Origin of the sequence: Bittarella massiliensis (ex Durand et al. 2017) (assembly GCF_001486165.1) — a bacterium.
Lineage (GTDB): Bacteria > Bacillota > Clostridia > Oscillospirales > Ruminococcaceae > Bittarella > Bittarella massiliensis.
On sequence record NZ_LN908976.1, the window covers coordinates 470,764 to 497,596 of the forward strand.

Annotated in this window: 25 protein-coding genes; 9 read left to right on the plus strand and 16 right to left on the minus strand. The window is 65.6% G+C overall.

The annotated features are described in order from the left end of the window. Positions 1-24 precede the first annotated feature (24 nt). Positions 25-876 (plus strand): polysaccharide deacetylase family protein, encoded by an 852-nt coding sequence (locus BN3266_RS05750; RefSeq protein ID WP_059004390.1) that lies wholly within the window; start codon positions 25-27, stop codon positions 874-876. A gap of 12 nt (positions 877-888) precedes the next feature. Continuing rightward, the gene (locus BN3266_RS05755) at positions 889-1,731 is read left to right on the plus strand and encodes a polysaccharide deacetylase family protein (RefSeq protein WP_059004391.1); all 843 of its coding nucleotides are present in this window, start codon (positions 889-891) and stop codon (positions 1,729-1,731) included. A gap of 69 nt (positions 1,732-1,800) precedes the next feature. Here the strand turns inward: BN3266_RS05755 and BN3266_RS05760 are convergent, their stop codons facing one another. Together BN3266_RS05760 and BN3266_RS05765 are read right to left on the minus strand one after the other, a co-directional pair. After that, on the minus strand, positions 1,801-2,910 hold the full coding sequence (locus BN3266_RS05760; RefSeq protein WP_242861723.1) for an aldo/keto reductase: 1,110 nt from the start codon (positions 2,908-2,910) through the stop codon (positions 1,801-1,803). 29 nt (positions 2,911-2,939) lie between these two features. After that, positions 2,940-4,073: an aldo/keto reductase gene (locus BN3266_RS05765; protein ID WP_059004393.1), complete on the minus strand. Its 1,134-nt coding sequence runs from the start codon at positions 4,071-4,073 to the stop codon at positions 2,940-2,942. A gap of 186 nt (positions 4,074-4,259) precedes the next feature. On the opposite strand from BN3266_RS05765, the gene BN3266_RS05770 reads away from it, so the two are divergent. After that, on the plus strand, positions 4,260-4,793 hold the full coding sequence (locus BN3266_RS05770; protein ID WP_059004394.1) for a hypothetical protein: 534 nt from the start codon (positions 4,260-4,262) through the stop codon (positions 4,791-4,793). A 50-nt stretch (positions 4,794-4,843) separates the two neighbouring features. Here BN3266_RS05770 and BN3266_RS14235 read toward each other — a convergent pair whose 3' ends face one another. The 6 genes from BN3266_RS14235 to BN3266_RS05785 form a co-directional block, all read right to left on the minus strand. Beyond that, positions 4,844-4,963, minus strand: coding sequence for a biotin transporter BioY (locus BN3266_RS14235; RefSeq protein ID WP_242861724.1), 120 nt, complete (start codon positions 4,961-4,963; stop codon positions 4,844-4,846). Positions 4,964-5,034: 71 nt separating this feature from the next. Further along, a complete protein-coding gene (locus tag BN3266_RS13785; RefSeq protein ID WP_154668991.1) occupies positions 5,035-5,190 on the minus strand; it encodes an ECF transporter S component family protein in 156 nt (51 codons plus the stop codon). 35 nt (positions 5,191-5,225) lie between these two features. Next, entirely contained in the window at positions 5,226-5,360 is a 135-nt protein-coding gene (locus BN3266_RS14240) for a biotin transporter BioY (RefSeq protein WP_242861725.1), read from the minus strand. Positions 5,361-5,389: 29 nt separating this feature from the next. Continuing rightward, positions 5,390-5,959 (minus strand): biotin transporter BioY, encoded by a 570-nt coding sequence (locus BN3266_RS05775; RefSeq protein ID WP_059004395.1) that lies wholly within the window; start codon positions 5,957-5,959, stop codon positions 5,390-5,392. Between the two features lie 194 nt (positions 5,960-6,153). Then, a complete protein-coding gene (locus BN3266_RS05780) occupies positions 6,154-7,539 on the minus strand; it encodes an MBL fold metallo-hydrolase (RefSeq protein ID WP_059004396.1) in 1,386 nt (461 codons plus the stop codon). Positions 7,540-7,560: 21 nt separating this feature from the next. Then, positions 7,561-8,388 carry an HAD family hydrolase gene (locus BN3266_RS05785; protein WP_242861739.1) on the minus strand — a complete coding sequence of 276 codons (828 nt, stop codon included), beginning with the start codon at positions 8,386-8,388 and terminating at the stop codon, positions 7,561-7,563. A gap of 305 nt (positions 8,389-8,693) precedes the next feature. Between BN3266_RS05785 and BN3266_RS05790 the strand changes: the two genes are divergently transcribed. Further along, positions 8,694-9,551 (plus strand): LCP family glycopolymer transferase, encoded by an 858-nt coding sequence (locus BN3266_RS05790; RefSeq protein ID WP_059004397.1) that lies wholly within the window; start codon positions 8,694-8,696, stop codon positions 9,549-9,551. A gap of 56 nt (positions 9,552-9,607) precedes the next feature. Here BN3266_RS05790 and BN3266_RS05795 read toward each other — a convergent pair whose 3' ends face one another. Continuing rightward, entirely contained in the window at positions 9,608-10,408 is an 801-nt protein-coding gene (locus BN3266_RS05795) for an XRE family transcriptional regulator (protein WP_059004398.1), read from the minus strand. A 106-nt stretch (positions 10,409-10,514) separates the two neighbouring features. On the opposite strand from BN3266_RS05795, the gene BN3266_RS13790 reads away from it, so the two are divergent. Further along, positions 10,515-10,757: a hypothetical protein gene (locus BN3266_RS13790; protein ID WP_059004399.1), complete on the plus strand. Its 243-nt coding sequence runs from the start codon at positions 10,515-10,517 to the stop codon at positions 10,755-10,757. 135 nt (positions 10,758-10,892) lie between these two features. On the opposite strand, the gene BN3266_RS13795 is transcribed toward BN3266_RS13790, so the two are convergent. After that, complete coding sequence (locus tag BN3266_RS13795; RefSeq protein ID WP_154668993.1) at positions 10,893-11,069, minus strand: hypothetical protein; 177 nt, start codon at positions 11,067-11,069, stop codon at positions 10,893-10,895. Next, entirely contained in the window at positions 11,056-14,130 is a 3,075-nt protein-coding gene (locus BN3266_RS05805) for a hypothetical protein (protein WP_059004400.1), read from the minus strand. Before BN3266_RS05805 ends, BN3266_RS13795 begins: the two co-directional genes overlap by 14 nt. A gap of 577 nt (positions 14,131-14,707) precedes the next feature. Between BN3266_RS05805 and BN3266_RS14145 the strand changes: the two genes are divergently transcribed. After that, complete coding sequence (locus tag BN3266_RS14145; RefSeq protein ID WP_082671682.1) at positions 14,708-15,562, plus strand: RNA polymerase sigma factor; 855 nt, start codon at positions 14,708-14,710, stop codon at positions 15,560-15,562. A gap of 297 nt (positions 15,563-15,859) precedes the next feature. On the opposite strand, the gene BN3266_RS05820 is transcribed toward BN3266_RS14145, so the two are convergent. The 5 genes from BN3266_RS05820 to pth form a co-directional block, all read right to left on the minus strand. Further along, complete coding sequence (locus BN3266_RS05820; RefSeq protein WP_021659481.1) at positions 15,860-16,204, minus strand: Smr/MutS family protein; 345 nt, start codon at positions 16,202-16,204, stop codon at positions 15,860-15,862. Between the two features lie 26 nt (positions 16,205-16,230). Next, complete coding sequence (locus BN3266_RS05825) at positions 16,231-17,418, minus strand: transglutaminase domain-containing protein (protein ID WP_059004403.1); 1,188 nt, start codon at positions 17,416-17,418, stop codon at positions 16,231-16,233. 142 nt (positions 17,419-17,560) lie between these two features. Further along, positions 17,561-18,625 (minus strand): hypothetical protein, encoded by a 1,065-nt coding sequence (locus tag BN3266_RS05830; protein WP_059004404.1) that lies wholly within the window; start codon positions 18,623-18,625, stop codon positions 17,561-17,563. 123 nt (positions 18,626-18,748) lie between these two features. Beyond that, the gene (mfd, locus tag BN3266_RS05835; protein ID WP_059004405.1) at positions 18,749-22,192 is read right to left on the minus strand and encodes a transcription-repair coupling factor; all 3,444 of its coding nucleotides are present in this window, start codon (positions 22,190-22,192) and stop codon (positions 18,749-18,751) included. Between the two features lie 36 nt (positions 22,193-22,228). After that, complete coding sequence (pth, locus tag BN3266_RS05840; protein WP_059004406.1) at positions 22,229-22,813, minus strand: aminoacyl-tRNA hydrolase; 585 nt, start codon at positions 22,811-22,813, stop codon at positions 22,229-22,231. A 318-nt stretch (positions 22,814-23,131) separates the two neighbouring features. Here pth and BN3266_RS05845 point away from each other — a divergent pair, with 318 nt between their 5' ends. From BN3266_RS05845 to BN3266_RS05850, 3 genes are read left to right on the plus strand one after another with little or no spacing between them, the layout of a single operon-like run. Further along, the gene (locus BN3266_RS05845) at positions 23,132-24,646 is read left to right on the plus strand and encodes an ABC transporter ATP-binding protein (protein ID WP_242861726.1); all 1,515 of its coding nucleotides are present in this window, start codon (positions 23,132-23,134) and stop codon (positions 24,644-24,646) included. Then, positions 24,564-24,854, plus strand: coding sequence for an ABC transporter ATP-binding protein (locus tag BN3266_RS14245; RefSeq protein WP_242861727.1), 291 nt, complete (start codon positions 24,564-24,566; stop codon positions 24,852-24,854). The genes BN3266_RS05845 and BN3266_RS14245 overlap by 83 nt, the downstream gene beginning before the upstream one ends. Beyond that, entirely contained in the window at positions 24,851-26,656 is a 1,806-nt protein-coding gene (locus BN3266_RS05850; RefSeq protein WP_242861728.1) for an ABC transporter ATP-binding protein, read from the plus strand. Before BN3266_RS14245 ends, BN3266_RS05850 begins: the two co-directional genes overlap by 4 nt. The last annotated feature ends 177 nt before the right edge of the window (positions 26,657-26,833 follow it).

Here is a 26,833-nt window from a genome sequence, read left to right on the forward strand (position 1 = left end):
GCCGCACGAAAGGACGATCCATCTATGCAAATCAAATGGCCAAACGGCTGCAAAAGCGCCGCCATGTTCACCTTTGACCTGGACGGCGACATCATCTGGCAGAACATGTCCGCCGGCGAGCCCCACGCCGACCAGCTCATCCGCGCCCGCTCCATCGGCCAGTACGGCCCCAACCGCTGCGTCGACATGATTTTGGACCTGCTGGACAAATACGGGGTCAAGGCCACCTTTTTTGTGCCCGGCTATGTGGCCGAACACAACCCGGCGGTCATCCAAAAAATCGCCGCGGCCGGACACGAGATCGGCAACCACGGCTACACCCACGAGCGGTTTGTGGAGAAGAGTCGGGAGGAGCAGATCGAGATCATCGAAAAGACCCAGAAAATCATCAAAGAGATCACCGGCAAGGCCCCGGTGGGCTTTCGCACCCCCTCGGGCGACTGGGCGGTGGAGACCCCCTACCTGCTGGAGGAGCGGGGCTTCTCCTACTCCAGCTCGATGCGGGGGGACGACCGCCCCTACCACACCGTTCTCGACGGGCGGGTGACCGACTTCATCGAGATCCCCTCCAAGTGGGAGCTGGACGACTACGTGGCCCAGGCTTACAGCATCTACCCGGCCGAGCCCGCCGGCCTCGACCGCATCTCCTGCTACCGCAACGTGCAGGACACCTACCTGCGGGAATTCCGCGGCTACCACCGCTACGGCCTCTGCATCTCCTTTTTGATGCACCCGCAGATTTCCGGCGCCCCCGGCCGCAACCTGATCCTGGAGGAGATTTTGAAGGAAGTCACCTCCCACCCCGACGTCTGGATCGCCACCGGCGCAGAGATCGCCGACTGGTGGCGCGCCACCTACCCCACCGACCCACAATAGGAGGAATGGCAGATGTACACCGAGACAATGACCTGGCCCCAGGGCAAGCGCTGCGCCGCCCTCATCACCGTCAACCTGGACGCCGAGTACTTCTGGCTGCAGCTCGATCCGGCGGCCAAAGAGATGCCCAAGACCCTCTCCATGGGCCAGTACGGCATGCTGCGGGGGGTGGACCGGCTGCTGGATGTGCTGGCGCGCTACCAAATCAAAGCCACCTTCTTCTGCCCCGGCAAGGTGGCGGAGGAGTACCCCGACAAGCTGCGGCAGATCGCCGCGGCCGGCCACGAGATCGGCTGCCACGGGTACGAGCACGAAAACCTCTCCCTCTTCTCCGCCCAGGAGCAGCGCCGGCGGCTTGCGCGGGCGGTGGCCGCCATCGAGGCCGTCAGCGGCCGGCCCTGCCGGGGCTTTCGCGCCCCCGAGGGGGACCTGACCCTGGAGACCCTCGCCATCGCCAAGGAGTTGGGGATGGTCTATTCCAGCGACCTCTTTGACGACGACCGGCCCTACTACCTCCCCCTGGCCCGGCCGGGGGAGGAGATCCTCGAGATCCCCATGCAGTGGGCCAATTTCGACTTCCCCTATCTGGCCTTCAACTACCGGCCGGCCTTCCCCTTTGGGCAGGGGCGGGTGTCAAACTACACCAACATGCTCTCCAACTGGAAAGACGAGTTCCTCGGCCACTACAACCACGGTCTCTGCTACGTGATGCAGCTGGATCCGCAGACCATCGGCAACCCCGGCCGCACCGCCGTGCTGGAGGAGTTTTTCGACTACGCCACCGCCATGGAGGGGGTCTGGTTTGCCACCGGCAGCGAGCTGCACGCCTACTGCGAAGAGGCCCTCAAACAATAGAGCTCCCCCCAAAGAGAAGAGGGGCCGGGGAAGACGTCTCTTCCCCGGTCCCTCTCTCATTTTGCCCCTTTACAGCTGTCCCTGAAAATAGGCGGCGATCTCCTCCATCCGGCTCTCCTGCTTGACGTGGAAGGGACAGCGGGCCTCGCAGTGGCCGCAGCGCAGGCAGGCGTCTGCCTTCAGCGAGAGCTTTTGGTAGTGCCCCGCCGCCAGCACGTCCCCCGCCCGGGCCAGGTCGTAGTACTTGTTGATCAGCCCCACGTCGAGCCCCGCCGGACAGGGCTGGCAGTGGTTGCAGTAGACGCAGACCCCCTCGGCGTTCGGCGGGGCAAAGGCGCTGATGGCCGAGTAGTCCCGCTCCTGCGCGCCGGCATCCAGGTAGGCCAGCACCGCCTGCAGGTCCTCCTCCCCCCGCACCCCGGGGAGGACGGTGAGCACCCCCGGCCGGTCCAGGGCGTACTGGATACACTGGGTCTTGCTCAGGGCCCGGCGGAAGGGGGAGGTCTTCTCCCCCAGCAGCTGCCCGCCGCCAAAGGGCTTCATCACCGAGATGCCGACCCCCTCCCGCTCGCACTCCCGGTAGAGGCGGCTCCGGTTCTCGGCGCTGCCGATGCCGTAGGTGCCGGTGGAGTAGTCGTAGGCCGGGTTGATGCTGAACATCACCATGTCCACCAGCCCCGTCTCCAAAAAGCGGCGGACGATCTCGGGGTTGTGGGAGGAGAGGCCCAGGTGGCGGATCACGCCGGCTGCCTTGAGGGCTTTCATATAATCCCAGAGGCCGCCGCTCAGCACCTGGTCGCAGTCGTCCTCCTCGTCGATGCAGTGGACAAACCCCATGTCGGTGTAGTCGGTGCCCAACAGCCGCAGCTGTTCCCGAAAGCTCTCCTCGATCTTTGACTGCTCCCGGGTCCAGCCGTACCTGCCGCCCTCATACACCGCGCCGAAATGCATCTGCAAGAGGAGCTTCTCCCTTCGCCCGGCAAAGGCGCGGGCATAGCAGGGGTAGGGCTTCCCCTCCGAGGCGGCCATGTCAAAGTAGTTGATGCCCGCCTCAATGGCCCGGTCGACGGTGCGCTCGATCTCCTCCTCGCTGCCGGCGTGGATCGAGCCCATCCCCAGGCCGATGACGCTGATTTTTTCGCCGCCGTGGGGCAGCGCTCGGTACTGCATTGTTGCCATCTTCTGTTCCTCCCTGTGCAAAGGGCCTGTCAGGCCCGCACCTTTGCGGCGAAATCGGCCATCGCCTCAGAAATTTTGATTTGCTGGGGGCAGACCGCCTCGCAGCTCCTGCAGCCGATGCAGGCGCCCGGCTGCTTTCCCGCCGGCAGGGCCGACAGGGCCATGGGGGCCAAAAAGCCGCCCTCGGTAAAGCTGTGCTCGTTGTAGAGGGACAACAGCGAGGGGATGTCCAGCCCCTGGGGGCAGTGGCTGGTGCAGTAGCGGCAGGCCGTGCAGGGCAGGACCTTGCGCTCGAGCAGGCCGTCGGCCACCTCCAGCAGGGCCTTCATCTCCCCCTCGTCCAGGGGCCGCTCCTGAGAAAAGGTGCGGATGTTCTCCTCCAGCTGGGCGGGGTTCGACATCCCCGACAGGGTCACCACCACCTCGGGGAGGGTCTGCAAAAAGCGAAAGGCCCAGGCCGGGACCCCCTCGTCGGGGCGCAGGGCCCTCAGCCGCGCGGCGCTCTCCTCCGGCAGGGCGGCCAGCCGACCGCCCCGCAGCGGCTCCATCACCCACACGGGGATCTGGTACTCCGCCAGCAGCGCCACCTTGCCCTTTGCATCCTGGAAGGTCCAGTCCAGGTAGTTGAGCTGAAGCTGGCAAAACTCCATCCCCTCGCCGTAGGCCTCCAAAAAGCGGCGCATCACCGCGCTGCTGCCGTGGGCCGAAAAGCCCAGGTGCCGGATCCGCCCGGCGCGCTTCTGCGCCATCAGGTAGTCGTAGATGCCGTACTGCCGGTCCAGATAGGCGTCGATGTTCATCTCGCAGACGTTGTGGAAGAGGTAGAAGTCAAAGTACTCCACCCCGCACTTCTCCAGCTGCCGCTCGAAGATCTCCTCCACCCTGCCCATGTTGGCCAGGTCGTACCCGGGAAACTTGTCGGCCAGGTAGAAGCGCTCCCGGGGGTGCTTCTGCAGTGCCCGGCCCAGCACGATCTCCGACTGGCCGTCGTGGTAGCCCCAGGCGGTGTCGTAGTAGTTGACCCCCTGTCCCATGGCAAAGTCCACCATCTGGCCGGTCTGGGCCTCGTCGATTTTTCCATCCTCCCCGCCGATGGTCGGCAGGCGCATGGCGCCCATCCCCAGCGCCGACAGTTGCAGGTCCCCAAATGCCTTGTAGATCACGGTCTCTCTCTCCTCTCAACAGGGCGGCCCGCCGCTGCCGGGCCGCTTTTTTTCACCTTACACCCTGGAGTCCACTCCAAGTCAAGGGGGGATCCCCCCTTTTTTTCCGCCGCGCCTTGACAGGCTGTCCCGGTGTGGGGTATGGTGAGAAAAAGCGCCCCTCTGGGCGCGAGAGGAGCAAACGAGATGCGCAAGACCGCCGTTTTGTTGATTGCCCTACTCTGCCTGGCGCTGCCGGGCTGCACCAAGACCGCCAGCACCCAGGAGGAGATGGTGGCGCTGGCCCGCCCCCACCTCCCCATTGCCGAGAACGAGACCACCACCCTGCGGGCGGTGGGGCAGGCCAACCGGGAGGGGATGTCCCTCCTGATCCTCGCTGTGGGGGAGGGAGAGGACACCGCCTACTTCCCCGTCAGCTTCAGCCGGAGCGGCAGCGGTTACGCCTTTTCCGCCCTGGAGGAGGGGGAGCTGGCCCGGCGCGCCCCGGGCTGTTACAGCTACCGGTGGCAAAACGGGCTGGTGCTGCTGGTGGACAACCCCGCCTGCGTCCGCGTCGAGCGGAGCGAGGGGACAAAGGGGACAACTCGCACCTCTAACAGCTTTGACACCACCCCCAAGATCATCTTCGATGCAGAGGCCTTCTCCGCCACCGACGGGGGCGGGAGCGAGCCCCCCTACCGCTGCCGCTTCCTTGACGCGCAGGGGCAGGAACTGCAGTGATTTTGCGCCACAGAAAAGGGCCCCACCGCGGTGGGGCCCTTCTCTCTTTTCTACTTTGCGGCGCTCTCGGCCGACAGGGAGCCGCCCTTTTCCAGCCGCTGGCGGATGGGGTAGGCCACCAGGCAGGCGACGGCAATCTTTCCCGCGTCCCCCGGCAGGAAGGGGACCACCCCCGCCAGCAGCGCCTGGCTGAAGAGGAGCTACATCTGCACCTCCCCCGCCGTGGGCCCTTCTCTCTCTTCTACTTTGCGGCGCCCTCGGCCGACAGGAAGCCGCCCTTTTCCAGTCGCTGGCGGATGGGGTAGGCCACCAGGCAGGCGACGGCGATCTTTCCCGCGTCCCCCGGCAGGAAGGGGACCACCCCCGCCAGCAGCGTCTGGCCGAAGGGGAGGTGCATCTGCGCCTCCCCCGCCGTGGGCCCTTCTTTCTCTTCTACTTTGTGGCGCTCTCGGCCGACAGGAAGCCGCCCTTTTCCAGCCGCTGGCGGATGGGGTAGGCCACCAGGCAGGCGACGGCGATTTTTCCTGCGTCCCCCGGCAGGAAGGGGATTACCCCCGTCAGCAGCACCTCCCCCGCCGTAGGCCCTCCTCTCTCTTCTACTTTGCGGCGCCCTCGGCCGACAGGAAGCCGCCCTTTTCCAGCCGCTGGCGGATGGGGTAGGCCACCAGGCAGGCGACGACAATCTTTCCCGCGTCCCCCGGCAGGAAGGGGACCACCCCCGTCAGCAGCGCCTGGCCGAAGGGGAGGTGCATCTGCATCCCCAGCCAGAGACTGCCGAAGGCGTAACAGAGCAGGCTCCCCGCCACCATGGCCACCGGGTAGAGCCAGACCTTCCCCGGCGCCCGGTCCACCAGCCAGCCGGTGGCGGCGGCGCAGAAGACAAAGCCGACGATGTAGCCCCCCGTGGGGCCGAAGAGCTTGTCCGCCCCGCCAGTGAACCCGGCAAAGACCGGCAGCCCCACCAGCCCCACGGCAATGTAGACCAGGGTGCCGACGGTCCCCCGCCAAAAGCCCAGGCAGGCCGAGCAGAGGACGACCGCAAAACTCGCCAGGGAGATGGGCACCGGGGTGAAGGGCAGGGGGACGGACAGGGGGGCCAGCAGGGAGATGACGGCTGCGGCCAGGGCGGTGAGCACCAGCTCTCTGGTCTTGGACGGTTGACGCATGGGAATTCCTCCTCAATGTAAACTTCATTTTATATTTTAAGTATACATTGATTTTTCCCTCCGTTCCATCCGCAGATGAAACAGCCTTTCCCGCCCGCCTCTATTGTAAACTATTTATAGTATACAAAGTTTACACAAAAGATAAAAAGAGCGCCCCGCCGGGTTTGGCGGGGCGCTCTTCAGCTCAGGCGCCGTCAGGAAAAGAGTTTGTCCAGGTCAAAGGTCTGGCCAAAGGTGGGCAACAGCTTGGGGATCTCCCCGGTGTCCAGCAGTTCGGGGTGGTTGCCGTGCAGGGGGGCCACCAGCTTGGGGGCGGCCAGCTTCATCATCCGGGTGATCTCCCGGGGGATGGCGTGGCCAAAGGTGCCGTGAAAGTGGTAGCGCACCCCGAAGTCGTCCAGCCAGGCGTGCAGGATCTTGTCCCCCGCAAAGAGGGGGTTGCCGTCGGCGTGGAAGTAGTGGGAGGGGACGCCCTGCTCCCCGGTGCGCTCCAACTCGGCCATGATGGGGGTCTTGGGGTAGATCAGGTAGAAGACATAGTCCTTCTTGTGGTGGACGATCTCCCGCAGGCTGACCGTCTCGTAGGGCAGACCACTGGGGTCCTCCCCCTCAAAGAGGCGGATGGCGCCGGTCTCCTCCAGCACCGGGTCCCCCTCCAGGTGGCTCAGCCCCTCGGTGGCGGCGGTGTGCCAGAGCAGGGCGGTGGCCCGGTCGAGCACCAGGGTACGGCCGCACTCCTTGGTGACCTTGATAAAGTCCGCCACCCGCTCCACATTGCGGCAGAGGATGTTCAGATAGCACAGCCCCTGGGCCCCCTGCAACATCTCCCGGTAGAGGCCGGGCAGCTCCAGCTCCTTCTGGGGCAGCTGCTTCTGCCAGAGGGTCTCCTCCTTCAGCTGGGTGGTCTCGGTGATGATCATGTCCAGGTGCTGGGCGGCCATGTCGGCAAAGAGCCGCTCCACATAGTCCCGGTGGCGGCCGTGGGTCCGCCAGTCGCCGGTGTAGAGGATCTTGTGCCCCCCGGCGGTGACCAGGAGGGCCGACGCGCCGGCGATGTCGTGGTCGGTCTCCCGCAGCTGGATGTGAAGGTGCTCGCCGATTTGGCGCTCCTCCCCGTCGGCCAGGCCGATGACGTTCGCCTTGGTGCCGTACCACTCGCCGCTGGCCACCACCCCGTCATAGACCGAGACCGAGTCCCTGTGCATGTACAGGTCCACCTGCTCCCCCAAAAAGGGGAGCAACTCCATGTGGTCTTGGTGGATGTGGCTGACAAAGGCCGACACCCGCTTGTAGCGGGGGAACTGCATCCCGTCCCAGGCGTTCTGGATCACGTCCTCATAGGACAGATCCCCCAGGTAGTCCGGGTCGTAGAGTTCAAAGACCGGCGGGGCCTTGCGGGTCAGCAGGTGCTGGCGCAGCCCCCGGGGCAGCTCCATGTGCACCGCCGGGTTGAGCCAGTCGTAATGGGCCGAGGGGCGGGCGCCGTAGTCAAAGAGGATGGCTTCCTCCCCACAGCCGATGAGGACGTGGGTGCCGCCGATGGTGTTGAGACCCGAGAAAAAGGTGATGGTGGGGCGCATGGCGTCTCTCCTTTCTGCCGCTTAGCGGGCCAGCTGGCGCAGGGTGTCGCAGAGCTGGTCAAGGGTGGTCAGCCGGGCGTCCCACTGCACGTTGTCGTGGATCTCATAGGGGGACATGCAGATGGTCTTTCCCCCGAACTTCTTGATGGGCGAGAGGTCGTTGAATGTGTGGTCACCGATGGAGAGCATCTCCTCCGGCCGCACGCCGGTCTCTTTTAATATCTGGGGCAGCAGGGTGTCCAGCCCGTAGGGCTTGTTGGTGCCGTACTTCACCTGGTACACTCTGTCCAAAAGCCCCAGCTTGCGAATAAAGCCCTCGGCCCCCACCTGCTGGGTGTTGGTGAAGATGTAGGTCTTTTTGCCGCTGGCGGTCACCTGGCCCACCGCCTCTTTGATGTCCTCGTGCAGGTGCATGGCAAAGGGGCCCTCCAGCATCTCCTCGCGCACCTTCAAAAAGCACTCGGTCCCCCGGGCGCGGGGGATCCCCATCCGCTCGCCGATGAAGAAGGTCACGCTCCAGGCGTCGCCCATGTAGGTAAAGTGCTTATTGTGGTCGAAAAACCGCTCCTCAAAGCCGTCGCTGCGCCGGTTTTCCACCGGGGTCACGGCAAACAGCTCCTCCACCGTCTCGCAGTGCAGGCTGGCGTCGGTCTCGTAAAAGTGCCCCAGTTTCAGGGGCAGCTGTCCCCGGATCAGTTCAAAGCACTTGGCGGTGATGTCGTCCTCCCGCCCCTGCCAGCGGGTCCCCTCGGCCAGATAGGCCACGTTGCGGGCGATAAAGCCCTCGTCCTGGTACAGGGTGCCGTCCATGTCCAGGATGACGACCTTGCAGTCCCCCAAAAAATCCATCTTCAAAGCGTACTCCTCCTCGCCGCCCCCGGCAGAAATCAAAGGAGCAGCCGCATCCGTCCCTCTAAAAGCCCCGTCTCCTCAGGCACAGGTCTCGCACATCTGCCGCTGCTCAGGTGAAACCACCAGGTGGTTTTGTATTGATTTGCCTTTATGATAAAACGTTTTTACAAGAAAAGCAAGGTCTCATTTGCACAAAGGCGCTCCCCCTCTTTTGTCGATTTGGGGCAGCCGCGCCGCCCGCATATCTCCCCTGTGGGCGGGCCATACTCTCCCTGTAAATGAGCAAAAGGGGGAAATGGCCCGTGAAACGCAGCACCCGTCTTTTCTGGCAGAGTTTCAGCCTCACCTTCCTCGCCCTCATCGCGGTCTTTGCCCTGGCCTTTGGGCAGCTGGTGCAAAAGCCCGCCCTGGAGGAGCGGGAGAAGCAGGCCCAGGTGGTGGAGGCAAACTACGCCTCGGGCACCAATCTGCTGCTCTGCCTGCGGCCCGAGGAGCGCAGCCTGCCCGACGCCTTTTTGTTGGTGGGGATCAACGGGACCAAGCGGCAGTTGGCCCTGACCGTCCTCCCCCCCTGCTGGAAGGTGTCCTTTGCCAACCGGGAGGACAGCCTGCAGCAGTGCTACGGCTACGGCGGCGCCATGGAGTGCATCTCCTCCCTGCAGGCCCTCACCGGGCTGCGCATCGACTACTACGCCGACTTGACCGACCAGACCCTGGCCGCCATCCTCGACGAGGTCGGGGAGCTGCCCTACAGCGTGGCCGAGGACATCTACCGCTACGACGAGACAAGCGGCCTGCTCACCTTCAAGCTGCCCTACGGCCCCCAAGATCTCAGCGGCGACAAGCTCACCGGCTACCTGCGCTACACCAAATTGGAGGGGGACGAGAAGGATACCCTGCGCCTAAACCTCTTCAAGGCCTATCTGGACCGCTATCTCACCGCCCAGTCGGTGGCGGGGATGTCCCAGTGGTTTGCTCGCTGGTCGGGCCAGTGCAAGACCAACATCACCTCGGTGGCCTGCCTGCAACTGCAAAAGGAGCTGACCGAGGCCCTCTCGGGCCAGCCCAAAACCATCACCGCCCCCCAGATCTTTTACAGCGGCGGGCGGGACTACGACCCCACCCAGGACGGGATGCTGCTGAAAAACTACTTCCGCTAGGCGGCTGGGAGAAGGGCCCGGACAGATGTCTGTCCGGGCCCTTCTCCCCTGTGCGCTCACAGCAGATCGAGGCGGCCCACCACCGTTCCCAGGCAGCAAAACTGGCTGCCCTCCTCCACAGAGATATTGGGGAAAGCCCGGTTGAGCGCCGCCAGCCGCACCCCGCCGCGCACCTTCTGGTAGAGCCGGATATACCCCTCCCCGTTTAGGTTGAAAAGGCCGATCTCGTCCTGTCCGGCCGGGCGGTGGGAGAGCGCCAGCACCTCCCCGGCGTGGTAGGCGGGTTCCATGGCGCTGCCGTAAAGCACCACCGCAAAGTCGGCGGCCCGGGCCGTCTCGCCGTCTTTTACCGAGATGTGGCGAACGGCGATGGAGTTCACCGCCGTCCGCCCGCCCTCTGCCCGGGTGGGGAGGTAACAGGGCAGCACCTGTCTCGCCGGGCTGTCGGGGCGGTGGAGGGCGTCAAAGGTCTTTACCATGGTCAGGAGGATCCGCCGCTCCCTGCCGGTGAACCGCCGCAGGCTCCAAATCAACTGGTACTCCTCCTCGGTGAGGAGGAGGGGCTGTTCCACCTCCTGCTCCAACAGGGCGGCGCGGCTCTGCCCACTGGGGTAGACGTCGCAGAAATAGCGCATCGGCAGCCCGAAGAGCCGGGCCAGCCGCTCCACCGTCTTGAGGGAGGGGTCCTTGGTCGCCCCGCTGAGGATCTTGTTGAGGGTCCCCAGGGGAACGCCCGAGCAGTCCGCCAGCATCTGGGTGGTAAACCCCTCCCGCTCTTTCAGCAGCCGCAGCTTCTCCGAGAGCTCCCGGCCGCCGCCCGCCTCCCAAATATCCGCGCTCGGTAAATTTTCACCCATTTCCTGTAAAAAGCGCCTCCTTTTATTGACTTTGTCTCCCATCCTGATAGCATAGAGTACGCGGTATGTGGGTGCCGCAGAAGAAGGAATAAAAGGAGACATTGCGATGAGTAAGAACCACTGCTTTGCGGTCATCTCCAACCCGGAGAAAAGCCGCTTTGGCATACAGGCAGAGGGCGGGATCGAGACGCCCCTCTTCTCCCCCGACCCCCTGCAGGTGGCCCGGCTGGCCTCCCTCTTCGAGCGGGAGGACCTGGACCCTGCCCACCTCTGCGACGTGGTGCGGGACATGTTCTGCGCCGCCGCCTTCCCCGACAGGGATTTCTACTTTCCCTCCCTCGAGTGGTGAACGGCTTTTTCATCCTTATTTTACCATTCCCAAAATTTCTTGAAAAGCATAGATTTTCGACAAAAACAGACACCCTTTTCAGCTGCGAAAAGGGTGTCTGTTTTTTCTATTTGAGGGGTGGGCGCAGCCGCTGCGTCACAGCTCGCCTCGGTCGCGGCGGCGGGTGCGGCGGATCAGGTAGCCGCTGCCCAGCAGCACCGCCCCGGCGAGGACCAGCAACGCCGGGATGTCAAAACGGCAGCCGGCAAAGACAAAGAGGGCCGCGCCCCCGCCCGCCACCAGGGTGAAAAAGAGAAAATCACAGAGTTTCACGGTCTCGTCCCTCCTCTCGGTCCAACTGTCCCTTGCGAAAGAGGGTATAGCCGGCGACCAGCACCGCCAGCGCCAACAGCCCCCAGTGGATGCCGCAGGAACCGGCCTCCCGGCCCATCCCGCCGCCCAGCAGTCCGGTGTCCACATCCCCGGTGTTGGGCTGTCCGCCGCCGGGCGCGGCAGTCTCCCCCTCAATCGACCCGCCGGCGGTCTTTTCCGCCAGCCGGTACTGCAAGAAGAGGGAGGTGCGGTTGCCGGAGGAGTCCTCCAGGGTGTAGGCGATGACGTATTCCCCGGGCTGGGTGGTGTCGATCCCCTCCACCGCCTTCCCGTTTTGGATCACGGCGAAGCGGATCTCCTTGAGGGCCCCGTCCGGCTGGGCCGAGGTGAACTTATATCGGCCGGCAATCAAGTCGCGGATTTCTCCCTCGTCCAGCCAGCCGCCCGACAGGGGTGGGTCGGAGACCACCTGCACCAGCCGGTCCTTTACGGTGGCGTACTTGGTGCCGTTCTGCCAGTCCTCCACCACCTCCGGGGCGTCGGGGCGGCTCCCCGGCTCCACCGTGGGGTCGCTGGGGTCGTACTCCACCACCGGCGGGGCCCCCTGGCCCACAAAGGTGTAGGTGAGGTGGACGGTGGTCTGGTTGCCCTGGCTGTCGGTGACGGTTTGGGAGATGAGGCAACTGCCGGGCTTGGCGGTGTCCAGGCTACCTGCCTTCCCCTCCACCGTCACGGTGACCGGGCCGTAGGTCAACACCCCGTCCCCCTGGGCGCTGCCGAACTGGTAACGGCCCTTCAGCATTTCTGCCGCCACCTGAGCCGTCAGCCTGCCGCCATAGGCGGGGGGCGTGCCCACCACCTCGGTGATGCTGTCGTAGAGGTGGGCGTGTTTCTTCCCGGTGGCCGGGTCGTCCTTGACGGTTGGCTTGGGAAGGGGCTTTAGGGGGTCAAAGGAGGGGCCCACCGGCGGGTCGGAACTCTCGCCCCAGTCCACCGTGGGCGGGGCCGAGCGGTCGATGAGGGTATCGGTGAGGAGGACGGTGGTGGTGTTCCCGTCCGCGTCGGTGACCAGACAGGTGACGGTGAAGGCGCCGGGCTGGGTGGTGTCCACCCCTTCCCCGGTGACGTCCTTGCCCCCCTGGGCGATGGTGTAGGCATAGGTGAGGTCACTGTTTCCCGGCACATTGGAGGAGAAGCCGTAGCGGCCGTCAAAGAGGTCCTTGGCGTCCTCTGCCGTGAAGCGGCCACCGTAGAGGGGGGCCTCCCGGTCGATGACCTCCTGCATGCTGTCGCGAATAGAGGTGTGGACCAGGCCGTTTTCATCGGTGGTCTTCTCCGGCTCGGAGGGGGTGACATCGGGGTCGCTGGGGTCGGCCGAGGGCGGGTCGTTGACGGTGACCGCCAAGGCGGGGGAGGCATTCCCCGCCGCATCTACCGCCCGGTACCTGCCGTTTTGGCTGGCGGCAAACGTCTGGCTGGCGGCGCCGCTGCCGTCGGTGAGGGAAAAGGCCTTGGCGCCGACCCAGCGGCCAGCCTTGACGTCATAGCGCTCGACCTTCCAGATGCCCGAGAGGCTGTCCGACAGGGTGAGGGCATTCCCCGAGACGGTGAGGGTGGGGGCGGTGGCGTCGATCTTCACCGCGTCCTCCACCGTGGTAGACAGCTCCCCCGTCACGGTGTTTTTGGCCTGATAGGCCGTCTGGGTCCCCCCGGTCTCCTGGCTGTAACTGGTCTTGCAGTTGCCCTGGTCGAGGGTGGCGGTGACCACCTCCCCCTCTTTGATGAGGAACTGGTTGAACTGGTCGGGGTAGAAGGTGATCTCCACCGGGCCGGCGTTCCAGCCGTTTTCATTGGCCGGGGTGCGGGTATAGTGGTAGTCCTTCCCCGCCGTCCCCTGCTCCTCCGCCGGTTTCTCCGGGTCGTAGGGCACCAGGGGCTTGGCGGGGATCAGTTCGTCCCCTGAATACTGTTTGGACTGAAAGAAGTCGTCCACCATCATCTGGCCGATGGTGACCGCCTTGCCCTCGGGGTTTGCCACCTTGGCCCGGTAGGTGATGACCGTTTCGGCGGGGGAGCAATCAAAGGGGATGCCCCCTGTCGCCACATTGTCCCCCTGAGCAGTCACGTTCACGCCGTTCACGGTGATTTTTTGGCTCTTGCCATCCCCCCAGGCGGCGGGGTCAAAATGCAGCCCAGCGGTGGGGTACTCCTTGCTGTCCGACAGCTTTAGGCGGCTGGGGACGGTGCCCCCATTTTCCCAGTTGTTTTTGATTTTTGCCTGCACGGTGACGATGCTTCCGTCGGCGATCGGCGTCCCCGCAGGGATGGCCTGCCCGCTCTCGTCAAGCAATTTGGTTTCAAGAAAGGTGGGGCTGTAATCGGTATAGGCCATCCCCAAAAATGTTCCTTCCACCCGCCCCACAGCGGGGACGTCGCCTTTGTAGTCCATCAGGCCCCTGATTTGTACGGCCACCACGTCTTCGGTGAAGGGGTTGGGGTAGGTGATGCTCTTGCCGTTGTAGGACAAGGTAAAGGCATTGGCCGCCGCGTCAAAGGAGAGGCAGTAGGGCTTATTCTCCCCAAAGTCCGCCTCCGTCAGCGGCTGCTGCGGCTGCTCGTAGTCGTTTCCGTGGACGACGGTGAGCCGCTCGATGCCGCCCACCCGACCGGCAGAAAACCGATAGTTGGTGGTGCTGCCGTAAAGGGCCACCTCCCCGTAATGGCAGTGTCCACTCCCGACAATGGTGAAGTTCGCCTCGAGTTTCCAGTTGGCTTTCAGAGAGATCTTCCCCTTGGAAAAAAGCGCCGTGTTGCTCACGCCGTCCACCCAGTGGTCCTCATCCGCCAAGTGGACCCAGTTGCCGTCGACGACGCCAACACCTGCGGTGGTGGTGCGCATGGCAAAAATTGCGTTCAGGTCTTTTTCCTCTACAAAGCTCCCTGCCGACTGCTCGGCATGGACCGGCCGGCGAAGAGCGTTCGCGCCCCCCACCACCAGGGCGGCCGCCAGTCCCAGGGCTGTCAACCGCGCCCCCAGTTCCCGCCGCTTACCGTGTTTCATGGCGTTTTCCTCCCCTTCGTCAAGGGCGCATCTGCCCCTGTGCTTCAATCTGTTTCTAAATAGGTGTACGCCATCCTCAAAACGGCCAACCCGAAATAGCCAAACATCTTTAAAAATTTTCCAAACTCTCCAAATACATTGTTTTTCGCATGAAGATAGTGTACACTTTTCGACAGGATGCGGCAAGATTTGGAGGGGTGGAAAATGGAGGAAAAACGGACACACCGGCAGTTGGAAGCCCTTCTCCGGGCGGCCCGTCAGGGGGATGAAGAGGCCTTTGCCCAGCTCTACCGCGCAACCGCCCCGGCCCAATTGGCCCAGGCAAAGCTGCTCTTAAAAAGCGACGTCCTCGCCGAGGAGGCGGTGCAGGAGAGCTACCTCACCCTCTACCGAAAGATGGGCGACATCCGCGACCCCCGCTCCCTGGTGGCCTTTCTCAACAGGTCCACCTTTCTCTCCTGCCAAAATATCCGCCGAGTGGAGAACCGGCGCGCGGGGAGCGGGGACGAGCTGCTGCCCGGCCTGCCCGACCGGGACCAGACAGGCCAACCCGAGCCTGTCTCTTATACACATCTAGATGTGTATAAGAGACAGGGGTCTTACTCCACCACCGCCGGTGCCCCTCGCCGCCCTGCCGGAGCGCCGCCGGCAAGCGGTCGTCCTGCACTATTTTCAGGGCCGCAAGGTGGGGGAGATTGCCGCCCTCCTCCACTGCTCTCCCGGCACCGTCAAGCGGGATTTGCAGTTGGCCCGGGCCCAGCTGCGGCGGGAGATGGACGGGTTCCTCCCCGCCTTCCTCCCCGCCGGGCTGGTCCTCTCCGCGGCGGGGAGGCGGGCCGGGTTTCGCCCGCCGCCGCCCCCGCACACCGTTCCCCTTCCCGCGGCGGCCCTGGCGGGCATTGCCGCGGTGGGGGGATGCGTGGCCCTGGCGCTGCTGCCCGCCCCGCAGATCGACAGCGTGCGGAGCACCCCCGCGGGGGGCGGCGCCCAGGTGTCGGTCCAGGCCGAGGGGGCCGGCCAGGTCTGGCTGGAACAGGGCGGTCGCACCCTCCCCTGTCGGCCCGGGGAGGGTGGCGTCTTCACCCTCTCCCCCGTGGCCCCCGGCCCCTGCACGGCGGTGGCGGCCGGGGCCAACGGTCGCACCGTTCGGGTGGACTTTTCGGTGGGGGACGGCGACCTCTCCTCCCCCGTCCTGGCCGAGAGCTGGGGTGAAAACGGGCTGGTGGCCCTGCGGCTGCAAGACCCCAGCGGGGTCGACTGGGGGACCCTCTCCCTCACCGGGGAGGACGGGACCACCCTCTCCCCCTGCCAGGTGGACGAGGCAGCGGAGGTGGCCTGGTTCGATGCCCCGGCCGGGCGCTACACCCTCTCGGTCTGCGACCAGCTGGGCAACCGGGGCAGCGGCCCCTTCTGGGTCGAACTGCCCCAGTGACGGACAACAAAAAAGGGGCCCTTCCCCGCGGGGAAGGGCCCCTCTCTTATTGTCAGCAAAGCCACCGGCCCTGCCGGCAAGACCGTCCCGCAAAAAAGCCCTCGCTGCAAGCGCCGGGCAAAAGTGGGCCGTCAACGGCAGGGGGACAGTCTAAGGGGATGTCTTAAACAGGCAAATTGCTCGCTTTCAGGCCGGGCCGCAGCAAGGTGAACCGAAATTCCGCTGCGCTATTGGCCGCCCGCGGGCACCAAGCCTTTATGGACGCATCGCCCCCCGACCCTGCCGGGGAACACGCCCCTATTTCAGCATCACCAGGGTGACCCCCAGGTTGTTTCGCCCCATGTCGCTGTCCCGAGTGACGAAAAAGTGGCGGCGCATCATCTGCTGGGTGTCCGGATCAAAGAGGGAGAAGCGCTCCCCCGGCACCACCAGGGCCAGCTCCCCCCGCTCCCACTTTCGCTCCAGCTCCAGCCGCACCGCCCGGCGGATCTTTCCCCCCTTGCCGGAGGAGCCGTAGCCGTGGATGAACTTCACCACCTTGCAGCCGCCGCTCTTGGCCCGCCGCAGTGACTTTTCCAGGTGCTCCAGGGCCTCGTCCACATAGGGCATCCCCTCTTCAAGGTTGACGGTGTAGACCTCCACGCCGGGCCCTCCTTCCCAGCCGCCCGTCAGGAAGCGGCCTTCTCAAAGTAGATTTGCAGGGTGAACTGGTCGGGGTTTTGGTAGTAGGAGTAGCGGTAGGCCACCGCCTCCCTCCCCAAGGTCTCGTTGACCCCGGAGATCAGCCGCCGCATCCCCCCGGTGCTCTCGGCCGCCGCCTGGATGGCCTGGGCATCCCCCAGCTGCATCTCCACCGAGTAGTCGCCCCGGCCGATGTTCTCCGCCGCCACGGCGATCACCCGCTCGGCGATCCCCCCGAAGTCGGCCCCCTGCAGCCCCTTCACCCGGTAGTAGTCCATCTCGGTGGAGTCGGCCGGGGGCAGGGGGTAGTTTTCGTCCCCGTAGATCTGGTGGTCGCGGGAGATGGCGGCGGTGGTGATGTTTTGATAGCTGTGGTTGAGGATGACCTCGTCCTCCCCCATCCCCTCCACATAGAGGTCGTTCCAGGTGGGGTCCACGTGGTAGTAGCTTCCCCCCAGCTTTACCATCACCCAGCCGTGGCGCTCGCCCCGGCTCTCCCCCCGCACGTAGAGGCAGGGGTAGCCCAGCTTCTGGTAGAGCAGTTGGGCGGCCTTGGCGTACCCCTGACAGACGGCCCGCCCGTCCACCAGGGCGCCGTAGGCGGTGTAGGGGCTCTTCCCGCTCAAGTCGGTGTCGTAGCGCACCCGCCGGGCCAGCTCGTCGCTGACCCAGACGCTCTTTTCAAAGTCCCCGGGCAGGGCCGCGCCCTGGGCGGTCAGCTCCTCCACTTTCTGCTCCAGCTCCCCGTCCATCCGGGCGATCTCCTCCCGGGTGCCGATGTAGCGCAGCAGCACCTTCTGCACCCGGCCGCCGGGGCCGGTGACATAGCTGTACCCGTCCACCCAAAAGTGTTCGGGGCTGTCGGAGAAGTAGTAGCGGTAGACCGTCTCCAACTCCTCCACCGTGATGCGGCTGTCCACCTGGATGCTGTCCTCGGCCCGGGAGACGGCGCTGTACAGGTCGTCATAGAGCTCCCGCTGCAGCCCGTCGAGCTGGGAGCGGCCGTATTTCCCCTCCAGCTCCACCTGCTGCCGGGTGACCGGCTCCCCCCGAAAGAGGTCGTTGCTCCCGGTGCGCAGCTCGTCCAATAGCGAGCAGCCGCAAAGGAGGGACAGGGTCAACGCGGCCCCCAGAGCCAGAGCGGCCCCGCGGCGAAATAGGCGGTGGATCTGCACAGGCGATCTCCTCTCTCTGGTCCGGGCCCGGCAGGGGCCCCAAAGTGCGGGCGGCCGTTTTTTCAAACCGCCTCAAAAAAGAAAAAACGGGACTTCCGCCCGTCTTTTCAGCGGGGGGCAGGTCTCCCCCCTTCGCGGCGCATTACGACGCCACGTATTTGATCTTTTTGGGGCTGAACTCCTTGACCGCCGCCTCGTTGTAGACGATCTCCAGCCCCTCTTCCGCGGCCTTGCTCTTTTCGGAGAACTCGCCCTCCTTCATCTCCACCAGCAGCGAGGTGCGGGCGGAGGTGAAGTCCGACTCGTTGGCGAGGGCGCTCTGGCGCTGGTAGACAAAGGTGTACTGGGCCGCCTCGTAGCGGTTGTAGTCCCCCACCCCGTCGGCCTTGATCTGGTTGATCATATTCATGGGGTAGGTGCTGTAATTCTCGGTGTCTTTGTTGATGAAGTCCTGCTGCACGAAGTCGGTCCCCTCGGCAAAGGAGTGGCCGCCCACCTCCAGCACCTGGGGCATGAACTCGTCGGCCACCTCTTTCATGGTGGCGCCGTCTTTCAGCTTGGCGAGCATCTGCTCGGACAGGTCGTTGATGGTGGCGATCCCGTCGGAGGAGATGGCGTTTGACTCGCTGTTGAGTTTGGGCAGGGCCAGGAAGGAGATATGCAGGTACTGGCTCTCAAAGTAGGCCTTGAGCTCGTCGTCCCCCACCGGGGTCAGCCCGTCGGCGCCGTAGTAGTGGTCGAAGAGTTTGCTGGACTTGAGGGCCGAGCGCACCAGGGTGCGGTAGGTGTCTTTGCCGATGCCGTTTTTCTCGAGGACCTTCTTCTGGCTGTCCCAGTTCTGGTTGACGTTGGCCTCGATCTGGGCCTCGTCCTCCTCGGTGACCTCCAGCCCCTCTTTGTCAAAGAGGTTTTCCATGGCCGCATAGCTGATACAGCGGGCCTTGGTCTGGTCTTTGATGTAGTCGGTGGCGCTCTGCTCGCCGATCTGCTCTTTCAAGACGGTCTTGACCTCTTTGGGGTTTTTCTGCGACTGCTCGGCCGCGTCCAGGTAGCTGGCGTACTGGTAGTAGAGGTAGAGGCCGCTGGAGATCTCCACCTCGCCCACCTTGGCGGCATAGTCAAAGCTCTTGCCCAGGGTGCAGCCGCTCAGCGAGGCCAGCACCCCCAAAGCGGCCAGGCCGGCCGCCAGCTTATGTTTAAAAGACATCGTCTTTCCTCCCATTTTCTTTTCGCGCCGCAGCGCATACAACTAGCTACGATTATAGCAATTTTTCGGGGGGCTGTCAAAAGGCAATTCCCCCTGGAAGGGGCGCTGGGTGCGGCGCTCCCCCTAGGCGTCGGACATGGCGTCGAGCACCGCCCGGATCCCGTCGATGGGGCGGTGGGGATTTTCCAGCACCGCCGCCAGGAAGGGCTTCTCCCCGGCGTTGAAGAGGACGTTTTTGACCCCCTTCTTGCAGCCCACCGCCCGGGCCACCCGCTCCATTTCCAGGTGGACAAAGCGGATGTATACGGTGTCCTCCCACTGGGTGATCTCCCCCACCCCCAAGTTGGCGGCCTGGTTGCGCAGCAGGGCCACGTCCACCAGCCCCACCACCGGCGCCGGCGGGTCGGAGAAGCGGTCGATGAGTTCGTCGAGAAGGTCGTCGGCCTCCTCCCGGGACTGGATGGCGGCGATCTTTTTGTAGGTGTCGATCCGGCTGGCCATGTCCTCGATATAGGCCTTGGGGATGTAGGCGTCCAGCTGGATGTCCACCAAGCACTCCTCGTTCTTGTAGGGCTTCTCCTCGCCCTTCTTCTCGCTCACCGCCTCGGAGAGCAGGCGCAGGTACATGTCGTACCCCACCGCCTCCATGTGGCCGTGCTGCTGGGCGCCGAGGATGTTCCCCGCCCCCCGGATCTCCAGGTCCCGCATGGCGATCTTGAAGCCCGAGCCGAAGCTGGTGAACTCCCGAATGGCCGTCAGCCGCTTGGAGGCCACCTCCGACAGGGCCTTGCCCCGCTTGAAGGTGAAGTAGGCGAAGGCCCGCTTGGCGCTGCGCCCCACCCGCCCCCGGATCTGGTAGAGCTGGGAGAGGCCCAGCCGGTCGGCGTCCTCGATGATGAGGGTGTTGCAGTTGGCCACGTCCACCCCGGTCTCGATGATGGTGGTGCACACCAGCACGTCGATGCTGCCCTCCAACAGTTGGGCCCAGACCGAGGAGAGCTCCCGCTCGCCCATCTTGCCGTGGGCCACCGCCACGTTGGCGTCGGGGGCCATCTGCCGCACCCGGGAGGCGCAGGCCTCGATGGACTCCACCCGGTTGTAGAGGTAGTAGACCTGCCCGCCCCGGCGCAGCTCCTTGCGGATGGCGTCCCCCACCACCAGGTCGCTGTGCTCGAGCACGTAGGTCTGGATGGGGTGGCGGTCCTGGGGCGGCTCGTCGATGATGGAGATGTCGCGGATCCCGCTCATGGCCATGTTCAGGGTGCGGGGGATGGGGGTGGCCGAGAGGGTGAGCACGTCGATGCCCTTGAAGGCCTCTTTGAACTTCTCCTTGTGGGCCACCCCGAAGCGCTGCTCCTCGTCGATGACCACCAACCCCAGGTCCTTGAACCTCACGTCCTTTTGCAGCAGCCGGTGGGTGCCCACCACGATGTCGGCCTGTCCGCTCCTGAGCCGGCGGATCGACTCGGCCTGCTGGGCCGGGGTGCGAAAGCGGGAGAGCAGCTCCACGTTCACCGGGAAGTTGCCCATCCGCTTGAGGATGGTCTGGTAGTGCTGCCAAGCGAGGATGGTGGTGGGCACCAGAATGGCGCACTGCTTGGAGTCGAGCACGCACTTGAAGGCCGCCCGCAGGGCCACCTCGGTCTTGCCGTAGCCCACGTCCCCGCAGAGCACCCGGTCCATCGGCCGGGGGGACTGCATGTCGGCCTTGATCTCCTCGATGCAGCGCAGCTGGTCGTCGGTCTCGGTGTACTCAAAGCGCTCCTCGAATTCCCGCTGCCACTCGCTGTCCTCCGAAAAGGCAAAGCCCTTGGCCGCCGCCCGCTCGGCGTAGAGTTTGATGAGCTCGTCGGCCATGTCCTTGACCGAGGAGTAGACCCGCTGCTTGGTCCGCTGCCACTCGGTGGAGTGGAGCTTGTTGAGCTTGATCTTCCGGTCCTCCCGGGGGCCGATGTACTTGCTCACCAGGTCCAGCTGGGTCACCGGCACAAAGAGGACGTCCTTGCCCGCGTACTGGATCTTCAGGTAGTCCTTCTTCACCCCCTGCAGATCCAACTGGGTGATGCCGGTGAACTGGCCGATGCCGTGGGTCACGTGCACCACGTAGTCCCCGGGGGTCACGTCCTCCAGGGTGGTGATGGCGTCCTTCCCCCGCTTTTTCTTGGCCGTCCGCCGCTTGCCTTTGCCCTCTTGCAGGGTGTAGGAGATGACCCCCACCCGCAGTTCGGGGTACTCGAACCCGGCGGTAAGGCTGCCGGCCGCCACATAGACCTTTTTGGGGGAGAGGGTCTTGCCTGAGTCGGTGTACTGGGCGTTGTAGCCGTCTTTTTGCAGGTCGTAGGCCAGGGTCTTGGCCGCCTTCTCGGTCCCCGCCAGGATCAGGGTGCAGTAGTTTTGCTCCTGCTGGCTGGCAAGTTCCTCCAGCAGCAGGTTCATCTGCCCGCTCCAACTGGCGGTGGAGACAGCGGTGAAGTCCAGCAGCTCCTTTAAGGGGAATTCCAGCTGGCGGGAAAAGGTCTCCAAAAAGGCGGTGCGGCCCTTGCCCAGGCGGGCCAAAAAGGCCCCCTTCTCGTCGGCAAAGGCGGCCGCTTTCCCCGAGAGGAGCTTTTGCTCCAACAGCTCCTTTACATCCTCCCCCAACTGCCAGAGAAAACCCTCCAGCTCCTGGGTCATCTCCTGCAGCTCGCTGGTGAAGACAAAGGCGTCCTCCAGGTAGTCAAAGAGGGTGGCCCGCTCGGGCAGGCAGAGGCTCAGGTAGCGGTCGAGCCCCGCCACCTCGGCCCCGGTCTCCAGCCGCTCGGCGTCAGCCAGTAGGGCCTCGGGCCCGTTTTTCCCCAGTTTGCGCAGCTTGGCGGCCAGGGCCGCCGGGTCGGCCACCAGCACCTCCCTGGCCGGGGTGATCTCCACCGCCTCCACCCCGTCGCCCCGGCGCTGGGTGAGCAGGTCGAAGGCGGCGATGGTGTCCACCTCGTCCCCCCAGAATTCCAGCCGCAAGGGGGCGGCCGCCTGGGGCGGGTAGAGGTCGACGATCCCTCCCCGCACCGAAAACTGGCCCGGCCCGTCCACCTGGGGGCGGCGGACATACCCGGCCTCCACCAGCCGGCGGGCCAGTTGGTCGGTGGGGCAGGCGTCCCCCGAACGCAGCACAAAGGTGGCCTCCTGGTAGCGCTGGGGGGGCAGGGTGTACTGGCAGGCGGCGGGGGCGGTGGCCACGGCGATGGGGCAGCTGCCGTCGAGCACCCGGCCCAGCACCGACAGCCGCCCGTACTCAAACTCGCGGGAGGCCCCCTCCACCGGGTGGAAGACGTAGTCCTTCTGCCGGTAGAGGGCGGCCGCCTCCCCGCCGATCATGGTGTTGAGGTTGCGCACCATCCGCTCCCCGGCCCGCTCGTCGGGCACCAGCACCAGCATCTGACGGCCGGTCTCGGCGTAGAGGGCGGCGATCAAGTTGGCCTTGTGCACGGTGGAGAGGCCGTAGCAGGCCAGGGGGACGCGGCCCTCTTCCAGGCTGCGGCGCAGGGTCTCGAAGGCGGGCACCCCCTGCCAGATGCGGGTAAAAAACTCCATCCTCACACACTCCTCTGCCCCCGGCGCGGGGGCGCTCTAGTTGTAGCGGTTCATGGCCTCGTTCAGGTCGTCCTCCAGCAGCAGCCGCAGGGTGTCCAGGCAGGGGCCGGCCAGGTCCCGCACCGTCTCCCACTCCTTGGGGGAGAGGGCGCCCAGCACCCAGTCGGCCAGGTCGTAGTCGGGGTGGGGCTTCTTCCCCACCCCGATCTTGATGCGGGGGTAGTTCTCGCTGTCCAGCGAGAGGGCGATGTCCCGCAGGCCGTTGTGCCCCCCGTGGGAGCCCTTGCGGCGGATGCGCATCCTCCCCACGTCCAGGGAGACATCGTCGCAGATCACCAGCACCCGCTCGGGGGGGAGGCGGTAGTAGCTGGCCACCTCGTGCACGCAGAGGCCCGAGCGGTTCATAAAGGTCTGGGGTTTGACAAACAGCACCTTTTTGCCGTCCACGAGCCCCTGCCCGCAGGTCCCCTGGTGCTTGAGCCGGCTGACCGACACCCCCAGCTCCCGGGCGATCTCGTCGACGAGCACAAAGCCCACGTTGTGGCGGGTGCGCTCGTACTTCTTGCCGGGGTTGCCCAGCCCCACCACGCAGAGGTCGATATTGGGTTTGGAAAACAGCATGTTCTCTCTCCTGGTCCGGGGCGGGCGCGGGCCCGTCCCCCTTTTTTTGCAAAATGGGCGCAACAGGTCGGGGCGGACCGGTGTCAGCCACCGCCCCGCTCAAACTGCCGCCCGCGCACTGCAAGCGCCTTTCATTATAGCCCATCGCGCCGCCCGGTTCAACACCTTCGGGGCGATTTTCCCCCCTTCGGCCCGCTTCGACATTTGGCACAGGGAAAGGGGGGCTTTTTCTCCGTTTCGCAAATTGTTCTCCCCCGCCGTCCTGTGGTATCCTGTTAGGGAACGCCATACGCCCAAATGAGAAAGGGGGCCCCTCCCTTGCGAACCGTCCTCTCCTACCTGCGCCCCAGCGCCAAAAAGATGGCCTGGGGGCTGACCATCAAGTTCCTCGGCACCGTCATGGACCTGCTCCTCCCCTGGATACTGGCCTTTGTCATCGACACGGTGGTCCCCCGCCGCTCCCTCGCCCAGATCGCCCTCTGGGGCGGGGTGATGCTGCTGTGCTCGGTGCTGGCGGTGGTGGGCAACATCGCCGCCAACCGCTCGGCCGCCCGCATCGCCAGGGACGCCAGCGAGCGCATCCGCCACGACCTCTTCTCCCAAACCGCCCACCTCTCCTGCCGGCAGATCGACGGCTTCACCGTCCCCTCGCTGGAGGCGCGGCTCACCACCGACACCTACAACGTCCACCAGATGCTCAACATGATGCAGCGGGTGGGGGTCAGGGCCCCCATCCTCCTGCTGGGGGGCGTGGCGGTCACCCTGACGCTGGAGCCGGTCTTGACCCTGGTGCTCCTCTCGGTGCTGCCGCTGATCGCCCTGGTGGTCTTTTTCGTCTCCCGCAAGGGGGTGGGGCTCTTCTCCGACATGCAGCGCTCGGTGGACGCCCTGGTGCGCACCGTCCGCGAGGACGTCACCGGCATCCGCATCATCAAGGCCCTCTCCCGCACCGAGGGGGAGAAGACCCGCTTTGACGGGGTCAACCGGGCGGTCTCCCGGCGGGAGACCGCCGCCTCCACCACCATGGCCCTCTCCAACCCGGCCATCAACTTCTTCCTGGGCGCCGGGCTCACCGGGGTCATTTTGGTGGGCGCTTTCCGGGTCGACAGCGGGCTCACCCAGCCGGGCACCATCCTCGCCTTCCTCTCCTATTTCACCATCATCCTGGGCGCCATGCTCTCCATCACCCGGGTCTTTGTCATGTACTCCAAGGGCGCGGCCTCCGCCGCCCGCATCCAGGAGGTGCTGGCCGCCAAGGGCGAGCCCGAGACCCTCGCCGCCGCGGCGCCCGACCGGGGGGCGGCCCGCCTCTCCTTCGAGGGGGTCACCTTCTCCTACGGCGGGGGGGAGCCGGCGGTGGAGGACATCTCCTTTTCGGTGGGGCCGGGGCAGACCCTCGGGATCATCGGCGCCACCGGCAGCGGCAAGAGCACCCTCTGCAACCTGATGCTGCGCTTTTACACCCCCGACAAGGGGGTCATCCGCCTCGACGGGCGGGACATCCGCGCCATCCCCCTAAAGGAGCTGCGCAGCCGCTTTGGGGTGGTCTTTCAAAATGACCTCCTTTTCGGCCGCACCGTCGCCGAAAACATCGACTTTGACCGGGGGATCGCCCCCGACCGGGCCGAGGCGGCCGCCGGCTGGGCCCAGGCCGACTTTGTCGCCGGGCTGGAGGGGGGCTTTGCCCACCCGCTGGCCGCCCGGGGGACCGACCTCTCCGGCGGGCAGCGGCAGCGGCCAGCGGCTGCTGGTGGCCAGGGCCCTGGCCGGCGACCCCGACATCCTCATCCTCGACGACGCCTCCTCCGCCCTGGACTACCAGACCGACGCTAAGCTGCGCCAGGCGGTGCGGGCGCACTGCGCCGACGCCACCTGTGTGGTGGTGGCCCAGCGGGTCAGCTCGGTGATGGGGGCCGACCTCATCCTGGTGCTCGACGAGGGACGGCTACTGGGCTGCGGCAGCCACGGCGAGCTGCTGGAGAGCTGCCTGCCCTACCGGGAACTCTATGCCCTGCAGATGGGAGAGGGGGCGGCGCAGTGAAGGGCTCTTACAACATGCAGACCCCCGGCGGCCACCGCCGCCCCTCGGGCAGCCAGGAGCGGCCCCGGGACACCCGCTACACCCTGCGGCGGCTCTGGGGCTACCTCTGCCGCCACCGCTGGATGCTGCTGGCCGCGGCGGCCCTCGCCCTGGCCAGCAACCTCCTGGCCCTGCTGGGGCCGATGCTCTCCGGCCTCGCCATCGACGCCATCGGCACCGTCCCCGGCCAGGTGGACTTTCCCCGGGTCTTTTTCTACGCCGGGTGGATGCTGGCCTTCTACCTCCTCTCGGCCCTGCTGGGCTACCTCCTCTCGCTGCTGATGATCCGCTTGAGCCAGCGGGTGGTGCGGCAGATGCGGGGGGACCTCTTCTCCCACCTGATGGACCTGCCGGTGCGCTACTTCGACAGCCACCAGACAGGCGACATCGTCAGCCGCATCTCCTACGACATCGACACGGTCAACACCTCCCTCTCCAGCGACCTGTTGCAGATCGGGACCAGCGCCATCACGGTGGTGGGCTCTTTTGGGATGATGCTGGCCATCTCCCCGGCGCTGCTGGCGGTCTTTGCCGTCACGGTGCCCCTCTCCATCCTCTGGACCCGCTACATGACCCGCAAGGTGCGCCCCCTCTTCTCCCGCCGCTCGGCCGAACTGGGGGCCCTGGGCGGCCTGTCGGAAGAGGCGGTCTCGGGGTTGCGCACCGTCAAGGCCTACTCGGGGGAGGAGGCGGTGACCGCCCGCTTTGACGCCCAGGACAAGCGGGCCCTGGACGCCCAGTACGCCGCCGACTACTACGGCACCATGACCGGCCCCTCGGTCAACTTCATCAACAACCTCTCCCTCACCCTGGTGAGCGTGCTGGGGGCCACCCTCTTTCTCTTTGGCAAGATCACTTTGGGCAACCTCTCCTCCTTTGTCCTCTACTCCCGCAAGTTCTCCGGCCCCATCAACGAGATCGCCAACATCGCCAGCGACCTGCAGTCGGCCTTTGCCGCCGCCGAGCGGGTCTTCCGCCTCATCGACGAGCCGTCCGAGCCCGCCGACGCCCCCGACGCCCTGCCCGCCGGGGCGGTGCGGGGCGAGGTGGAGCTGGACCGGGTGAGCTTCGGCTACGACCCGACCGCCCCCGTCCTCAAGGACTTCAGCCTGCGGGCGCCGCCGGGCAGCCTGGTGGCCATCGTCGGCCCCACCGGCGCGGGTAAGACCACCGTCATCAACCTGCTGATGCGCTTTTACGACCCCCAGTCCGGCGAGATCCGCCTGGACGGGCGGGAGACCCGCCGCATCACCCGCGACAGCCTGCGCCGCTGCTACACCCTGGTGCTGCAGGACACCTGGCTCTTCTCCGGCACCATTGCCGAGAACATCGCCTACGCCCGCCCCGACGCCACCCGGGAGGAAGTCGTGGCCGCCGCCAAGGCCGCCCACATCCATCGCTTCATCTCCCAACTGCCGCAGGGCTACGACACCCCCCTCACCGGGGACGAAGCGGCCATCTCCCGGGGGCAAAAGCAGATGCTGACCATCGCCCGGGCCATGCTCTTGCAGTCCAACATGCTCATTTTGGACGAGGCCACCTCCAACGTGGACACCCGCACCGAGCGCCGCATCCAGGGGGCCATGCGCCAGCTGATGGAAGGGCGCACCTGTTTTGTCATCGCCCACCGGCTCTCCACCATCCAAAACGCCGACGTCATCCTGGTGGTGAAGGACGGCCGGGTGGTGGAGCAGGGCAACCACGCCTCCCTGCTGCAGCGGGGCGGGGCTTACGCCGAACTCTACTGGGCCCAGTTTCAGTGAGGGGCTGCCGGCAGACAAAAAAGGAGGCAGCCCCGAGCGGCCGCCCCACAAGGCGGGGCACCGCGTCTTTGCGAGAAAGGGGCGCGGCGGCCCGACGGCGGCACAGGCGCCCGCCCCGGCAGGGCCCAGGGCCCTGCTCCCCCGCAACCGCCAGAGGGGGGGCAAAAAGCAAAACAC

Coding starts and splice junctions, on each gene's coding strand:
- BN3266_RS05750 (WP_059004390.1), top strand. CDS start 25: ATGCAAATCAAATGGCCAAACGGCTGCAAAAGCGCCGCCATGTTCACC.
- BN3266_RS05755 (WP_059004391.1), top strand. CDS start 889: ATGTACACCGAGACAATGACCTGGCCCCAGGGCAAGCGCTGCGCCGCC.
- BN3266_RS05760 (WP_242861723.1), bottom strand. CDS start 2,910: ATGGCAACAATGCAGTACCGAGCGCTGCCCCACGGCGGCGAAAAAATC.
- BN3266_RS05770 (WP_059004394.1), top strand. CDS start 4,260: ATGCGCAAGACCGCCGTTTTGTTGATTGCCCTACTCTGCCTGGCGCTG.
- BN3266_RS13785 (WP_154668991.1), bottom strand. CDS start 5,190: ATGCACCTCCCCTTCGGCCAGACGCTGCTGGCGGGGGTGGTCCCCTTC.
- BN3266_RS05775 (WP_059004395.1), bottom strand. CDS start 5,959: ATGCGTCAACCGTCCAAGACCAGAGAGCTGGTGCTCACCGCCCTGGCC.
- BN3266_RS05780 (WP_059004396.1), bottom strand. CDS start 7,539: ATGCGCCCCACCATCACCTTTTTCTCGGGTCTCAACACCATCGGCGGC.
- BN3266_RS05785 (WP_242861739.1), bottom strand. CDS start 8,388: ATGGATTTTTTGGGGGACTGCAAGGTCGTCATCCTGGACATGGACGGC.
- BN3266_RS05795 (WP_059004398.1), bottom strand. CDS start 10,408: ATGGGTGAAAATTTACCGAGCGCGGATATTTGGGAGGCGGGCGGCGGC.
- BN3266_RS13790 (WP_059004399.1), top strand. CDS start 10,515: ATGAGTAAGAACCACTGCTTTGCGGTCATCTCCAACCCGGAGAAAAGC.
- BN3266_RS05805 (WP_059004400.1), bottom strand. CDS start 14,130: ATGAAACACGGTAAGCGGCGGGAACTGGGGGCGCGGTTGACAGCCCTG.
- BN3266_RS14145 (WP_082671682.1), top strand. CDS start 14,708: ATGTGTATAAGAGACAGGGGTCTTACTCCACCACCGCCGGTGCCCCTC.
- BN3266_RS05830 (WP_059004404.1), bottom strand. CDS start 18,625: ATGTCTTTTAAACATAAGCTGGCGGCCGGCCTGGCCGCTTTGGGGGTG.
- mfd (WP_059004405.1), bottom strand. CDS start 22,192: ATGGAGTTTTTTACCCGCATCTGGCAGGGGGTGCCCGCCTTCGAGACC.
- pth (WP_059004406.1), bottom strand. CDS start 22,813: ATGCTGTTTTCCAAACCCAATATCGACCTCTGCGTGGTGGGGCTGGGC.